Origin of the sequence: Andreprevotia sp. IGB-42, from assembly GCF_009848685.1 — a bacterium.
Classification (GTDB): Bacteria; Pseudomonadota; Gammaproteobacteria; order Burkholderiales; family Chitinibacteraceae; genus Andreprevotia.
In genome coordinates this window covers 525,463-540,171 of the sequence record NZ_WXTX01000001.1, presented here as the reverse complement: position 1 = coordinate 540,171, position 14,709 = coordinate 525,463, and the positions used below count along the sequence as shown (strand labels likewise).

The window sequence follows — 14,709 nt, the reverse complement described above, 5'->3', positions numbered from 1 at the left end:
GTTTCCCCATCCATCTCCCGGCCTATCAGAATGGCGAGTTCGGGAAATAGAACTGCTTGGCGTTTTCCTTGGTGATCAGCACCGACGGAATGATGGTCTTGGCCGGCAGGGCTTCGCCTTTCAGGCGGGCTTCAGCGGTCAGCTTGATGGCGTCGTAGATGAACTTGGGCGAGTACGACACATTGGCCTGGATGCGCTTGTCGCTGCCGTCCATCAATGTCTTGATGGCCCCTTTGGCGCCCGCACCGCCGAACACGATCTTCACGTCGGTGCGCTTGGCCTGGTCCAGCGCCTTGAGCACGCCCACTGCCATGTCATCGTCGGCAGCCCAGATCGCATCGATATGCTTGAAGCGGGTGAGGAAATCCTGCGTCACCTTGAACGCATCGTCGCGGTTCCAGTTGGCATACTTGGCATCGAGGATTTTCACATCCGGCGTGGCCTTGAGCGCGGTCTGGAATGCTTCGTAGCGCTCGTTGTCCAGCGTGGTGGGAATGCCGCGCAACGCCACCACATTGCCCTTGCCGCCCAGTGTCTTGCCGATGTATTCGCCGGGGATCTTGCCGAATGCGGTGTTGTCGCCCGCCACATAGGCATCCTGCGCGCGGGTATCGGTCAGGCCGCGGTCCACCACGGTTACGTACACGCCCTTGCTTTTCACTTGGGATACCGGCTGGGTGAGCGATGCGGATTCAAACGGAAAGATCACCAGCGCATTGATCTTGTTCACCGTCACCAGGTCCTGCAGCTGGTTGGCCTGCTCCGGCGCACCGCCGGCGGTCTTGATGATGACTTTCAGATCCGGGTATTTCTTTTCCAGTTCTTTCTTGGCTTCGCCCGCCCACCACACGATGCCACCGGTAAAGCCATGCGTGGCGGTGGGAATCGATACCCCAAGGGTGACTTTTTCAGCCACTGCATTGCCACTGATTGCGCCGAAGGCCAGTGCCAGTACGCCGGCGCCCAATACCTGAGTAAAGCGTTTCATGATGCTCTCTCCAAATGGTGGGCGGCCGTGGCAGCCCATGGGTAAAAACCGAATCCGTTCCCCCGCTTGCTGTTGACGCGCCGCTCTAGTGGCGGCTGCGTTGCAGGAAGGCCACGATGATGATCACGAAGCCCTGTACTGCTGCATTCAGATACACGCTGATGATGCTGGTGAGGTTGAGGATGTTGCTGATCACCGACAGCAGGATGGCGCCGATCACCGTGCCGATCACACGCCCTTCGCCGCCCTTGAGCGCCGTACCGCCGACCACTACCGCGGCAATGGCTTCCAGCTCCCACAGGATGCCGGTGGTGGGCGTGGCCGACCCCAGCCGCGGCACATACAGCACCGTGGCGATGCCCACGCACAATCCCAGAAACATATAGGTAACGATCTTGACCAGATCAACGCGGATGGCTGCGTAGCGCGCTACCTGCTCATTCGATCCGATCGCCTGCACATGGCGGCCGAATGCAGTGCGGTTGAGGATGATGGTGCCCAGCGCCGCCACGATCAGGAACACCCAGATCGGCACCGGTATGCCCAGCAGGCTGGCGTAATACACCGGCGCATACAGATCGTTGAGGGCGGTATCGAGCGTGAGCGCGCCACCATCGGCCAGATAGGTGAGGTAGGCGCGGAAGATGCCCAGCGTACCCAGCGTGACGATGAACGGCTCGATCCGTCCCTTGGTGATCAGTAGCCCGTGGATGGCGCCAAATGCCGCCCCCAGCAGCAGTGCCAGCGCGATGCCGGTCAGCACGATGGCCAGCGGGCTGAGCGTGCCGGCCAGCACCAGCTTGTTCATCAGGAAGATCATGCTGCCCGCAATCAATGCCGCCATCGACCCCACCGACAGGTCGATGCCGCCGGAAATGATCACAAAGGTCATGCCCACCGCGATGATGCCGATGAAGGCGGTGCGGGTCAGCACGTTCATCATGTTGTCCAGCGTGGCAAAATCCGGGTTCAGCCACGTGCCGGCAATGCATAGCACGATCAGCCCGAGTACCGGTCCCAGGCTGCTCACATGCCGGAGCATGCGCTGCAGCGATGGACGGGTGCTGCCGGTTTCAGTGTGTGCCGGTTGCATGAGCGATCAACTCCTCTTCGTTCAGTTGTTCCATGCCCAGCATGGTTTGCAGCCTGCCGCCCCGCATCACCGCCACGCGGTGGCACAAGCCGATCAGCTCGATCAGCTCGCTGGAAATCACGATCACCGCGCGGCCCTGTGCGGCCAGCTGGTGGATCAGGAAATAGATATCGCGCTTGGCACCCACATCCACGCCGCGCGTGGGTTCGTCCAGCACCACCACCTTCGGATCGGGGTGCAATACCTTGGCGAGCGCCAGTTTTTGTTGATTCCCGCCCGAGAGCATGCGGGCACGCAAGTCGAGGTCGCCGGTGCGGATGCCGAAGTGGGCCACCGCCTGCCTGAGCGCCGCCCGCTCGGCTTGCAGGCTCAGCCACGGGTGGGCGTAGCGCTCCAGCGTCATCAGCGTCAGGTTGTCGGCCAGCGGCAGGTTCACGTGCAGCCCCTTGCCCTTGCGGTCTTCGGACAGGTAAGTCAGGCCGTGGCGCACCGCATCGCGCGGCGATTTCAGCTGCACCGGCCGCCCCAGCATCTCGATCTGCCCGGCGCTGCGTGGCCGCAGGCCGATGATGGCCTCGAACGATTCGGTGCGCCCGGCACCCACCAGCCCGGCAAAACCGAGTATTTCGCCAGCGTGCACTTCAAAGTCCAGCTCGCTGGCCCAGCCGGGCACGGTCAGCCCGCTCACTTTCAGCGCCACCGGCGCATCGGCCGCCGGCGGATTGCGCGGCGGGAACATGTCGGACAGCTCGCGCCCCACCATCAGGTTGGCCATCTGCTGGCGCGTGACATTGGCGGTGGCTTCGCGGGTGATGAAGCGGCCATCGCGCATCACGATGATCTCATCGGTAATGTGCTCCACTTCATCGAGCTTGTGCGAGATGTACAGCAACGTCACGCCGTCATCCTTGAGCTTGGTCATCAGCGTGAACAAGCGGGCGGTTTCACCTGGCGTGAGCGTGGCGGTGGGCTCGTCCATGATCAGCAACCGGGCGTTGCGCGAGAGCGCCTTGGCAATTTCCACCAGTTGCTTCTCGGCCACGATCAGATCACGCACGCGGGTATCGGGGCTGATGGTCAGGCCCACCTGCGCCAGGTAGCGCGCCGCATCCTTGCGCATTGCCACATCGTCCACGAACGGACCGCGGCGCTTTTCGTGGCCCAGATACATGTTCTGCGCAATGGTCAGGTGCTCGGCCAGGTTGAATTCCTGGTGGATCAGCACGATGCCGGCTGCTTCTGCCTGGCGCGAGTTGCCAAATACCTGCGGTACGCCATCGATGCGCATTTCGCCGGCGGTGGCCGTCTCATAGCCGGAAAGGATTTTCATCAGCGTGGATTTGCCGGCGCCATTTTCGCCCAGCAGGCCGTAGATGCGCCCGGGGGCGATCTCGAAGCTCACGCCGTGCAGTACCCGCACCGGGCCGAAATCCTTGCGTATCGCGTCGAAATGCACTGCAACGCTCATGGTCAGGCGCTCCCGCGGATCAGCAGTTGATGGGGCAGCAATACCCCCGGCACGGTATGGCCGGGCTGTGCCAGCCGCTGCAGCAACAGCCGTGCGGCGGTTTCACCCAGCGCGCGCATCGGCTGGGCGATGGTGGTCAGCGGAGGGTCGATTTGCGTAGCGAGCGAGATATCGTCAAAACCCACCACGGCAATATCGTGCGGCACGCGTTTGCCCACGCTGCGCAGGCCGGCAATCACGCCGATGGCCAAGGTATCGGATACCGCAAAAATGGCCGAGGGCGCATCGGCCTGCGCCATCAGCGCACGCGCTGCATCGGCACCAGCGGCGTAATCGAGCGAGTTCACGTTCAGCACCCAAGAGGGGTTGATGGCGATATCCAGCTCGCGCAGTGCATCCACATAACCCAGCTGGCGCTGGCGTGCATACAGATAGCCTTCGTCCGAGTTGATCAGCGCAATGCGGCGGTGGCCGGTGGCCAGCAGGTGGCGCACTGCATCGCGCGCGGCCGCATGGTTGTCTATGCCCACATACGGCACCGGTACCGCGGGATCGAATTCGCAGCAGGCTACCCACGGCAGATCGAGCGATTCCTCGGCCAGCGCATGCTGCACGGTATCCGGGTCCAGGCAGATGGCGCCGTCGGCACGCTTGCGGCGCAGCAGGTCAAAGTAGGTGCGCTCGCGCCCCGGGTCTGCGCCGGTATCGCACAGCAATACGTCATAACCGTGCTGGCGTGCCACGCTGCCGATGCCGCGCACCAGCTCGGCATAAAACGGGTTGCCCACATCCGGCACCATGGCCAGCAGCAAGCGGCTTTCCGATGTGCGCAGGTTGCGCGCCATTTCGTTGATGCGATAACCGCTGGCGTTCACCGCCGCCATCACCTTGTCACGTGTGGCGGGTTTCACGCCGGCATGGCCATTGAGCACACGCGATACGGTCGCCACCGATACCCCTGCCTGCAAGGCGACGGTGGTGATGGATGCACCGTTTTGAGGTGTGCTGGCACTGCGTTCGGGCATGCTGTCGCACCAATAATGTAATCGTTTACATTTTTAGGGTGCTTTGAAAAAACCTGCAAGAACAATTGCTTGTGCGGTGCAGTATCCGTGTGCCATCTGGCCTACGGATAGCAGCTGCCCCATTGAGTTGCCGATTTGGAGTGCGCTGCACCAAAGGTGATCGACGAATGCAAGGCAAGCCGGCCAGATCGCCGGGTTGGGCACTACACCGCAATCCGGGGTGGCGCATTTTCGCCACAGCGCTATGCACGGGTATGCCCTTTTCCGCGCCCTTCCTTTACTGTGCCGGCTTGCGCAGCGCTACCGCTGCAAATCCGGTGGAAATCAGCCGTGTCCAACTGATCTGCCTTCGCTTTCGACGATGGCCTGCCAGCGCAACCCGCTGCAGGGATTTGCATGCTGCTAGCCGCCTGTGCGGGTACGCATGCCCATGCTGATCAGGAATACCCTTGATGTCTTCAAGTACGACCCATCCCGCAAGCGCGTCACTGCAGGCAGTGACGGATGCCGATGCGCTGTGCGCGTTGTTTGCCAGAATTGTTGCCCATGAGGCCAGCCATTGGCTGGGTGGCAGGCAGCCATTCATCCCCGACCATCACAAGCCCGGCATGCAGCGTTACCAGGCTGGCCTGGGCGCCTATTACAAGATCATGCTGGCTGGCGCGGTGCAGCTCACGCACAGCGGGCGCGAGCATGCACGCATCGAGCTGTTCTATCTGGACCCGGTCTGGCAGGGCAGGGGGTTGGGTGGACAGGTGCTGCAGCTGCTGGAAGCGCACTACCCGCAAGTCAGCACATGGTCGCTGGATACCACACGCCATAGCGCGCGCAATCTGGCGTTCTACCGGAAGCATGGGTATGTGCTGGTTGGTGAGGATGACGATGAGTATTACCTGAGGAAGCAGCGACCCGTGGACGGTGCAAGTGCGCAGCGCCAGCAATACACGGCGGATCTGGCCGGCACCGGTTACCGTGACTGCACGCTGTCCGGCGCCGATTTTTTCGAGTGCAATCTTGCCGGTGTGCAGATCAGCAGCAGCGGCATGGCCGGTTTGACGGTCCAGAATGCCAATGTGACGGGGGCGGTCTTCAATAACGTCAACCTGTCCGGCGCGCGCATCGGCAATGCACGGCTTGATGGGGTGCGGCTATGCAATGTATCGCTGGGCGGTGCGCAGTTCAGCGACAGCAATCTGGGCTGGAATGGCGAAGAAGCCGAGCCGGTGAGCATGCAACGCTGCGATCTGCGCAATGCCCGCCTTACCGATTGCGATCTGCGCGGTGCCGCGCTGAACGGCTGCCAGCTGGATGGTGCCAGTATCGATGGCATACCGGTCAGCACGTTGCTGGCCGCTTGGCGCCATACGGTTCAGCGTGACTGAAACGGCAGGAAGCGCACCATGTCGCCAGGCTGGATGATCTGGCCCGGCGTCACCTCCACCAGCCCATGCGCGCCCGCCAGGCCGGATATCATTGCCGAGCCTTGCTGGCCGACCAGTTGCAGGCCATTGGCGTCCAGCGCCACCCGCAGGTATTCCTGGCGCGAATCCGGCCGTGGCCAGTTGAAGTCCGCCCGCACCGGCCAGCCGCTGGTGGCAAGCCCGCTGGCGCCCATGCGCTTGAGCAGGAAAGGGCGCACCAGCACCTGCAGCGTAACGAACGCCGATACCGGGTTGCCCGGCAGGCCGATGAAATCCGCGTTGCCGATGCGCCCGAATGCCAGCGGTTTCCCCGGCTTGATCGCCACCTTCCACAAATCCAGTGTACCCAGTGCGCTCAGCGCGGCCTTTACATGGTCTTCTTCACCTACCGATACCCCGCCGGTACTGATCACCACGTCGCTATCGGCTGCTGCTGCCTGTAGCGCGGCCTCGGTCGCGGCGCGCTGATCCGGCACCTTGCCACCGTCGCGCACTGCGCAGCCCAGCGCGCGCAGCATGGCGATCAGCATCGGCCGGTTGCTGTTGTACACGCCACCTGCCGGCAGCGGATCGCCCGGCTCGGCCAGTTCGTCTCCGGTAGAGAGCAGCGTGACTTTCAGCGGCCGGTAAACCTCGACATCGCCAATGCCGCTGGCTGCCAGCAATGCAATGTGTGCCGGGTTCAACGCATCACCACGCTGCAGCAACGTGGCGCCATGCGCAATGTCTTCGCCCTTGCGGCGGATATGCTGGCCCGGCTTGGGCTGCACGTCGGGTTTCAGCTGCAGTGTGGTATCGAGCAGCTCGCAGTCTTCCTGCATCACTACCAGGGTTGCGCCGGGCGGGATGGGCGCGCCGGTGAAAATGCGCGCCGCACAGCCTGCCGGCAGCGCGGTGCCAAGCTGGCCTGCAGCTATGCGTTGTACTACCGGAAAGCTGGCGGGTAGCGGTGCGCCATCGGCCAGCGCCAGTGCGTAGCCATCCATGGCGCTATTATCCAGTGCAGGTACGTTGACGCTGGCGGTGTAATCGCGTGCGGCGATGCGTGCATCGGCCAGGCCCAGCGCGATGGTTTCACTGGCGCCAGCGGGTAGGGCTGCCGCCAGCAGGCGGGCAAGGGCATCGTTGACGCTCAGCATGGGGCGGTCTCCGGATCAGTCGACAAGGTATGCCAGTTCAGGCCGGGCTGCGCCACGCGGCAACGATGACCATCACCCATGCGGCCATGAACGCTACGCCACCCAGCGGGGTAACGGCACCCAGTATGCGGATACCGGATAGGGCCAGCACATACAGGCTGCCACTGAACAGCACGATGCCGGCCAGCATTACCGGGCCAGCCCAGGTGAGGGCGGGGCTGGCAAAACGCGGCAGCAGCAGCGCAATGGCAAACAGGCCCAGCGCGTGCAGCATCTGGTACAGCACCGCCGTTTGCCATACTGCCAGCAGATCCGGTGGCAGGCGCATCTTGAGCGCATGCGCACCGAAAGCCCCGGCAGCAACGCCGATCAGCATGTTGAGGGCGGCGGCAATGATGAGCTGGCGTTCTGTCATGGCAGGTGATCCGGGTGGCAAGACCCGGATGATACCGGCAGAACGCCAGATGCTGGCACCGCAGTGGGCAGTGCCGGCATCACCTTATGGCCGCGCCGCGATCAGCGCATCGATCACCACTCGTGGCAGCCCCATGCTCAGCGCGGATGCATACACCACGTTGCGGATCGACTGCTTGAGGTTGAAGATCTTTTCACCGTTCACTTCATCGTAATGCGGCTGGTGCGCATCGATCAGTGCAATGGCATCCGGACCCAGTGCTTTTTTCAGGTAGTCGACGCTGGGCTGCACGTTGTCGACATAGAACGCATAGCGCTTGAGCAGCGATTCGTGATTGTCGTCGATGCGCTGGCGGCGGCCGGCACGGTGCAGCATTTCCTGCTTGCTGATGCTCAGGTGCAGCACCTTCAGCACGGGGATGTTCAGCTCGCCGAATACCTCCAGCAAATGCGCGGCTGCAGCCTTGGTGCGCGGGTAGCCGTCGATCACGAACGGGCGTTCCTGCAGATCGGGGATGGATTCGATATGCGCGGCGATCAGCGCTTGCGTCCAGCGGTCCGGCACCAGCAGGCCATTTACCGTGCACAGTTCCAGCCATTCCAGCTGCGTGGCAGAGCGCCACAGGTCCGGTGTGCCGATGATCTGGTGGCTGGCACGCATTTGCGCGTTCAGTTGCTCCGCGTGTGCTTCCACCTTGGCAGCGAGTTCCGGCGTGGTATCGATGCAGTCGAGCACCAGCGTTTCGCTGCTGATGCTGTATTTGTTGGCCAGGTGATTCCTGAATTCGGCATCGCTGGCCGCATGCTCGTAGGTGGCCCGCAGGATGTTGCCCATCGACAGCCAGCGCGTATGCGGAATCGACAGCAGCTCGCACAGCGCGTTGGAGATCTCCCCCTTGCCGCAGCTCGATGGCCCGGTGACGATGATCGCGCCGGGGCCGCGTATTTCGGCGCTGGGTATCAGCAGGCGGTCTTCCAGCGTGTGGTACGGGCGCCATGGTTTGGCGGATGCAGGCATGAGGTATCCCCTGAGAGAGTCAGTTCATTGTATGGGCAACATGGCGCGTGCGCGCACAGGATGCCGACACTGCAGACGCAAGGTATCTGCAGTGCACGCAAAAAAACAGCCCCGCGAGCGAGGCTGTCTGATCAGGCGCTAGCCGATTACAGGCGCCACACGCGGAAACCGGCTTCTTCCAGCTGGCGGCTGTTGAATTGCGACTTCACGTCGATGAAGCAACCCCCCTTCACCAGCTTCTTCGAGAGGTCTTCCAGGCCCAGCTCAAGGAAGTTGCGGTGCGCAACGGCGGCCACGATGGCATCGGCGCGCGGCAGGTCTTCCCAGCTGTGCAGCTTCACGCCGTATTCGTGCAGCGCTTCTTCCGCATCGCCCCACGGTTCATGCACGGCCACTTCCACGCCGAATTCCTTCAGCTCGCGCACGATGTCTTCCACCTTGGAGTTGCGCAGGTCGGCGCAGTTTTCCTTGAAGGTCAGGCCCAGCACGTTCACGCGCGCACCCTTCACATAGCTGCCGGCGGCAATCATCTGCTTGATGGTCTGCTCGGCGATGTACTTGCCCATGCCGTCGTTGATGCGGCGGCCGGCCAGGATCACCTGCGGGTGGTAGCCGATCTTCTCGGCCTTGTGTGTCAGGTAGTACGGGTCCACGCCGATGCAATGGCCGCCCACCAGGCCCGGTTTGAACTTGAGGAAGTTCCATTTGCTGCCGGCGGCTTCCAATACTTCGTTGGTGTCGATGTCGAGCTTGTCGAAAATGATGGCCAGCTCGTTCATCAGCGCGATGTTCAGGTCACGCTGGGTGTTTTCGATCACCTTGCACGCTTCGGCTGCCTTGATGCTGGAGCAGCGGTGCGTACCGGCTTTTACCACCAGCTCGTACAGCTCGGCCACCTTGACGAGGGTATCCGGCGTATCGCCCGATACCACCTTGATCACGTTGGTGAGCATGTGCTCGCGGTCACCCGGGTTGATACGCTCCGGCGAGTAACCGACGAAGAAGTCTTCCTTCCACTTCAGGCCCGATTCGCGCTCCAGCACCGGGATGCAATCCTCTTCGGTGGCGCCCGGGTACACGGTGGATTCAAAAATGACGATGGCGCCTTTCTTCAGGTTCTGGCCGACCGAACGGCTGGCCGACAGCAGCGGGCGCAGGTCAGGCTGGTGCGCCTGATCCACCGGCGTAGGCACGGCCACCATGATGAAATCCGCTTCCGCCAGGCGCTTGCCGTCGCTGGTGTACTCGGCGTGGATGGCCGAGGCCATTTCCGCATCCGGGATTTCCTGCGACGGGTCCTTGCCTGCCTGGCAGCGGGCTACCTTGTTTTCATCGATGTCGAAACCGATGACCTTGATCTGTTTGCCGAATTCGACCACGAGGGGCAGGCCGACATAGCCCAGACCGACGACTGCGAGTGTTGTCATTTTCTTCTTTCCTTGCTTCATGGCGTTTGATAGAGGGTGTGGATTTTTTGGGCAACGGCCTGCCAGTCGTAATCACGCTTCACGCGCTCGGCCCATTCGTCCCAGCGTGCGGGCGTGAGGGCAAAGTGCTGGATGCGTGCGGCAAGCGCGTCAACATTGCCGAGCGGAAAATAGCTTTCCGCCGGCAGGTGCATTTCAAGATGCGGTTCGATATCACTGACCACCGACGGCGCGCCCAGGCTCAGTGCCTCGAGCAATGCAATCGGCAATCCTTCGTGTGAAGAGGGCAGCACGAACAGGCCGCAATGGCGGTACAGGCTGGCCAGCTCGGTGGCGTTGCGGCGGCCGAGGAACACCACGTTGTCGCCTGCGCGTTCCAGTACCGAGCGCGAATACGCGTCCTCGTGATCCGCGCCCCCGGCAAACGCCAGCTTCCAGCCAGCCGGCGGCTGGCGCAGAAAGGCGTCGATCAGGTCGTGGTGGCGCTTTTCCGGTACAAAGCGGCCGACATTCAGCACATATTTACCGGCTTCCAGCCCCATGCCGGCCAGCAGGCCCGCATCGCCGCTGCCCGCCGGAAAGCCCGTCACGCCATTGGGAATGAGCGCCGAATCACGTTTGAAGGTATCGGTAACCAGGTTCTTCAACTGGTGCGAGATCACCACCACGTGGGTGGAGAAGCGCACGCCCAGGCTCTCTGCGGTACGCAGGAACAGGCGCGCACCCTTGCCCCACTTCTGCCGCTGGTAATCCTGGCCGTGATGCGTCATCACCACGCGCATGCCAAGGAGGCGTGCCAGCGGCACGAAGAACGACGGGCCGATGGCATGGAAGTGGATCACCTTGTTGCGCTGCCATGCGGCGGCGATCACCGCCAGGAAGGTATGTACCAGCGTTTCCGAAGCGCGCCCGGTGGGCGACCATACCCGGCAAAAACGCACGCCTTGATACTCATTGCCCTGCACATGCTGCATGTATGGCGAGCGCACGTACACCGTGACGTCGGCCCCCTGTGCCACCAGCAATGGCGCCAGCGATTCCACATGGCGCTCCACGCCACCCTGTACATCCGGAAAACCGCGCAATCCGACGATGGCCACCTTCATGCGGTCTGCTCCTGGCGGCGGTCCGCCAGTGCGGCGCGCAGGCCATCGACAAAGCGCTCTGCCATGCGGTCCACGGTGTATTCCTGGGCGGCAATCTGTGCGCCACGCTGCAGGCGTGCCAGTTCGGCTGGCTCGGCAATCAGCCGCTCCACCTGGTCGATGTACTGCTCGGCGGAATCATCGATCATGCAGCCATTGCTGCCGTGCTCGAGGAAACCGATTTCCGGGCCGTGCTTGGCGCTTTTCATGGTAACCAGTGGCGTGCCGGCAATGAAGGAATCAAGGATGTTGAGGCCGACCGCGCCAGGGCACAGCAGCAACTTCGACAGCCTGAAGCAAGTGGCCTTGCGTGCGCCATGCGCCGCGCCCAGATAGGCAATCCATGGCCGGCTGCCCACATGCGCTTCTACCTGGCTGCGCAGCGCGCCATCGCCAATGATCAGCAGGCGGAACGACGGCTGGCGCTGGTGCAATTGCTCGGCAATCTCCAGCAACTGGTCGATACGCTTTTCGGTGTAGAGAGAGCCGCAATAGATGGCGACGAAGTCATCCACGCCAAAGCCGGTCTCGGTGCGCAATGCCGCCAGTGCCGCTTCATCCACTGCAGCAAGCTCACCGACGAACTCTTCATTGTCGATGGCATTGTTGATCACGGTAATGCGCTCTTCCGGAAAACCCGCCGCCTGCACGATCTGGCGGGTAAGTCCGGTATAGGCAAACCACCAGTCCGGCCAGTTGAGCGTGAGGCTTTTCCACTTTTCGCGCAGGCCACCGGGGGCGCTGCTCTGGAAATCACGACCATGCCCCCAGAACGCCACCTTTGGACCGAGGCCCAAGCTGCGGCGCAGCAGCCACCAGTAGTTGGCCAGCAGGCGGTTCTCGTGCATGAATACGAACAGGTCCGAATCGCGTACCGATGCCGGTGCCGGTTGCCAGCACAGGTCTTTCTTTTCCTTGATGGGGAAATACAGGCTTTTCACCTTGATGCCCCAGGGCAATTCCACGCTGTCTTTCTTCTTGATTTCATCGCCATACGGCTGGCCGTAGACCAGGTTGAGGTCGATGCCGGCCGCAATGCACTTCTCGCGCATCAGTTCGAACAGGCGCTGGCGGTAGTGAAACAGCCGGTACTGGAAAATGGTCACTTTCATGATGCTCGCCTTGCCGGCCGCAATGGCCGGCTGTACGGATGGAAAAACGGTTTGCTTGTCACAGGAATACCGGCCAGCGCTGGTTCACGCGCAGCAATACCACGCTGCACAACAGCGACATCGCCACGCCCAGTGCGGTCAGTACGGTGCTCTTGAAGTGATGCACACCCAGCAGTACGGTCAGGCACAGCGGGTGAATGAAATAGATGGCTGCGGATAGCCGTGACCAGAGGTCGGTGCTGGTTTTTGCCAACGATTGATTGGCCCACATGAAAAGGCCGATGCTGGCGGCAGGCAGGCCCAATTGCAGATCGAGGCCCATTCCGGGCGGCAACAAGCGGTAGTCCATATCCGATTCCAGCAGCATCAGCACCACGCCAGCCAGTGCGAGCGCTGCCCAGTAACCACGGGCCAGCGTTGCCAGCGCGTCGGCGCGCGCCAGGCAATAGCCGGCGGCAAAAAACGGCAGGCCGAAAAACAGGCCGTTGCGGTAAAGATCGGCGGGCAGCGCGGCCAGGCCTGGGGCCTCCGCTGCGAAGCGCCAGCTGTTCTGCAGCAGCAGGCCGCATACGAACAGCACACTGCTGAGCGCTGCAATACGCTTTACGCTTGCCCCACGCAGCATATGTAGCAGCAAGCCAGCCAGCAGCATTGCCGGCAGATACCACAGGTGGCGGTAACCAAAAACCAGATCGGTCAGCAGGTCCAGCGTATCCCCGCTTTTCCAGAACGCGCGCAGGTAGAGCGGCGCGTAGATCACCATCCACACCGCATACAACACCAGTATGCGCAGCAGCCATTTCGATATCGGTTTGCCACGGGTCAGCCATGCAGCAAAGTAGTAACCATTAGCGATGAAAAATGACGGTACGGCAATGCGGAACAATCCCTGCACCAGCAACTGGCCCAGCTCCGGCGCGCTATCGGTCAGTAAACCGGCATGCAAGCCCACCACCATCAGCGCCAATAGCACTTTCAGCAGGTCGAGGGTGAGATTGCGTGCCGGTGCCGCCATTATTCAGTCCTGCAATACCAGATAGACCGGATCGGCAAAATTGCGCGTCAGTGTGGCGAGTGTGGCATTGCTCATGCCGGCCAGATTCTGGCGCTCACCATTGAGCAGCCATACCGCTTGCACGCCGGCCTGCTGCAAGCTCGTCACGGTCAGTGTCTTGCTCCAGCTCACACGTGCTACAGGCGTGTTGCCGCTGACCAGCGTACAGTCGGTGCTGCCATCATTGATGCTGCAGTTGAGCGGCTGTTTGTCGTTCAGCCATTCCTTGGCCTGGATATAAGCGACGCCAAGCTGGTTGAGGGCGCCCACGGTCTTGTTCGGTTGGGTACTGCCCATGGACGAGCTGTCATGCGCAAACCAGTAGGTGCGGGCAATGCCCCCAACCTGACTGGCAAGCACCAGCTTGAGCATCAGCGCAGCAGCATCTTTTTCATCCAGTACCGTGGACAGCGCGCCACTGGGGCTGCGCGGCACGACATTGGTGCCGCTCTGTGCAACCAGCACGCCGATTTCGGTATCCCAGATCGGCAGATTGCCTACCCCGTTGCGCACCATGGCACTTCTCACACCTGCCAGCAGCGTATTGAACTCCGCTACGGTTTGCGTTTTCAGGTAGAAGTGAAAGCCGATTGCATCGCAATATTGGCCGCCGCCATGGCTCAGGAAATAATCCAGCCGCTTCACGCCAAGGTCACCACCATCCATGGGCGGGCAGACCACCAATGCATTTGGATCTTCAGCCTTGATGGCGTCGCGTGCCAGTTGTGTCATGTGCACCAGCTGATCGGTGCTGCCGGAGAAAAAGCCTGGCGAATACGGCAGGATGGCTTCCGGGATGCGGGGCTCGTTCATGACCTCGTAGGCAGAAATCTTGCCGCGATACCGGGCGGCCACGGTGCCGACATAGCGGCTCCAGAAGCTCATGTCGCTGGGTTCGGCTGCTGCACCCTTGCCCATGTTGGCTTGTTCGGCAGGGCGTGCAGATGCCCAGCCAGGGGCCTGCCCCAGCGTGTACAGCACATCCATGTTGCGCGATTTTGCATTGGCAACATGCTGATCAAGCAGGGAAAAGTTGAAATTGCCGCTGGTGGGCTCGATGTCCTTCCAGGTGACGGATTGCGATGCGCCTGACCAGATACGCACGCCATCGAAATAGCCGGCTTCTACAGGCTGCCAGCTGGATGCATAAAAAATGTGTTGTCCGAGAAACAGGTCTGCCTTGGCGCGCGGAGAAGTGGTTCCCAGGCAGCCCCCCAATGCCAAAATGGCGGCAAGCGTTGCGATCTTCATGATGAGGTCCTCCAGTTGAGATAACTGTTGGACTGGAATCGCATTAGTGAGTTCTAATGTTCCTTGACGAAAGGTCAATTTTCCAGAAAATTTTTCCCACCATGATTTGTAAGGTATTTGGCTTGCAAGCCGGTTTTTGTAAGAATTTGATGAA

The 14,709-nt window shown here is 61.7% G+C and carries 13 protein-coding genes; 1 reads left to right on the top strand and 12 read right to left on the bottom strand.

Translation table 11 applies throughout. The annotated features are described in order from the left end of the window. Nucleotides 1-25: 25 nt before the first annotated feature. From IGB42_RS02440 to IGB42_RS02425, 4 genes are all read right to left on the bottom strand, one after another. Nucleotides 26-988: a substrate-binding domain-containing protein gene (locus IGB42_RS02440; RefSeq protein ID WP_159666138.1), complete on the bottom strand. Its 963-nt coding sequence runs from the start codon at nucleotides 986-988 to the stop codon at nucleotides 26-28. Between the two features lie 85 nt (nucleotides 989-1,073). Further along, nucleotides 1,074-2,081: an ABC transporter permease gene (locus IGB42_RS02435; protein ID WP_159666136.1), complete on the bottom strand. Its 1,008-nt coding sequence runs from the start codon at nucleotides 2,079-2,081 to the stop codon at nucleotides 1,074-1,076. Continuing rightward, nucleotides 2,062-3,549, bottom strand: coding sequence for a sugar ABC transporter ATP-binding protein (locus IGB42_RS02430; RefSeq protein WP_159666134.1), 1,488 nt, complete (start codon nucleotides 3,547-3,549; stop codon nucleotides 2,062-2,064). Before IGB42_RS02430 ends, IGB42_RS02435 begins: the two co-directional genes overlap by 20 nt. A gap of 2 nt (nucleotides 3,550-3,551) precedes the next feature. Further along, a complete protein-coding gene (locus tag IGB42_RS02425) occupies nucleotides 3,552-4,574 on the bottom strand; it encodes a LacI family DNA-binding transcriptional regulator (RefSeq protein WP_159666132.1) in 1,023 nt (340 codons plus the stop codon). A 452-nt stretch (nucleotides 4,575-5,026) separates the two neighbouring features. On the opposite strand from IGB42_RS02425, the gene IGB42_RS02420 reads away from it, so the two are divergent. Further along, on the top strand, nucleotides 5,027-5,956 hold the full coding sequence (locus IGB42_RS02420; RefSeq protein WP_159666129.1) for a GNAT family N-acetyltransferase: 930 nt from the start codon (nucleotides 5,027-5,029) through the stop codon (nucleotides 5,954-5,956). Here IGB42_RS02420 and glp read toward each other — a convergent pair. The 8 genes from glp to IGB42_RS02380 form a co-directional block, all read right to left on the bottom strand. After that, nucleotides 5,944-7,134 carry a gephyrin-like molybdotransferase Glp gene (gene glp, locus IGB42_RS02415; RefSeq protein ID WP_159666126.1) on the bottom strand — a complete coding sequence of 397 codons (1,191 nt, stop codon included), beginning with the start codon at nucleotides 7,132-7,134 and terminating at the stop codon, nucleotides 5,944-5,946. The genes IGB42_RS02420 and glp overlap by 13 nt on opposite strands. A gap of 37 nt (nucleotides 7,135-7,171) precedes the next feature. After that, nucleotides 7,172-7,549: a DUF423 domain-containing protein gene (locus IGB42_RS02410; protein WP_159666123.1), complete on the bottom strand. Its 378-nt coding sequence runs from the start codon at nucleotides 7,547-7,549 to the stop codon at nucleotides 7,172-7,174. An 84-nt stretch (nucleotides 7,550-7,633) separates the two neighbouring features. Then, a complete protein-coding gene (locus IGB42_RS02405) occupies nucleotides 7,634-8,566 on the bottom strand; it encodes a nucleoside monophosphate kinase (RefSeq protein WP_159666120.1) in 933 nt (310 codons plus the stop codon). A 146-nt stretch (nucleotides 8,567-8,712) separates the two neighbouring features. After that, nucleotides 8,713-9,993 (bottom strand): nucleotide sugar dehydrogenase, encoded by a 1,281-nt coding sequence (locus IGB42_RS02400; RefSeq protein ID WP_159666117.1) that lies wholly within the window; start codon nucleotides 9,991-9,993, stop codon nucleotides 8,713-8,715. Nucleotides 9,994-10,010: 17 nt separating this feature from the next. Then, nucleotides 10,011-11,099: a glycosyltransferase family 4 protein gene (locus IGB42_RS02395; protein ID WP_159666114.1), complete on the bottom strand. Its 1,089-nt coding sequence runs from the start codon at nucleotides 11,097-11,099 to the stop codon at nucleotides 10,011-10,013. After that, entirely contained in the window at nucleotides 11,096-12,250 is a 1,155-nt protein-coding gene (locus IGB42_RS02390) for a glycosyltransferase family 4 protein (protein ID WP_159666112.1), read from the bottom strand. The genes IGB42_RS02395 and IGB42_RS02390 overlap by 4 nt, the downstream gene beginning before the upstream one ends. 58 nt (nucleotides 12,251-12,308) lie before the next feature. After that, nucleotides 12,309-13,265, bottom strand: coding sequence for an acyltransferase family protein (locus IGB42_RS02385; protein ID WP_159666109.1), 957 nt, complete (start codon nucleotides 13,263-13,265; stop codon nucleotides 12,309-12,311). Nucleotides 13,266-13,268: 3 nt separating this feature from the next. Continuing rightward, on the bottom strand, nucleotides 13,269-14,555 hold the full coding sequence (locus IGB42_RS02380; protein ID WP_159666106.1) for an endo-1,4-beta-xylanase: 1,287 nt from the start codon (nucleotides 14,553-14,555) through the stop codon (nucleotides 13,269-13,271). Nucleotides 14,556-14,709 lie beyond the last annotated feature (154 nt).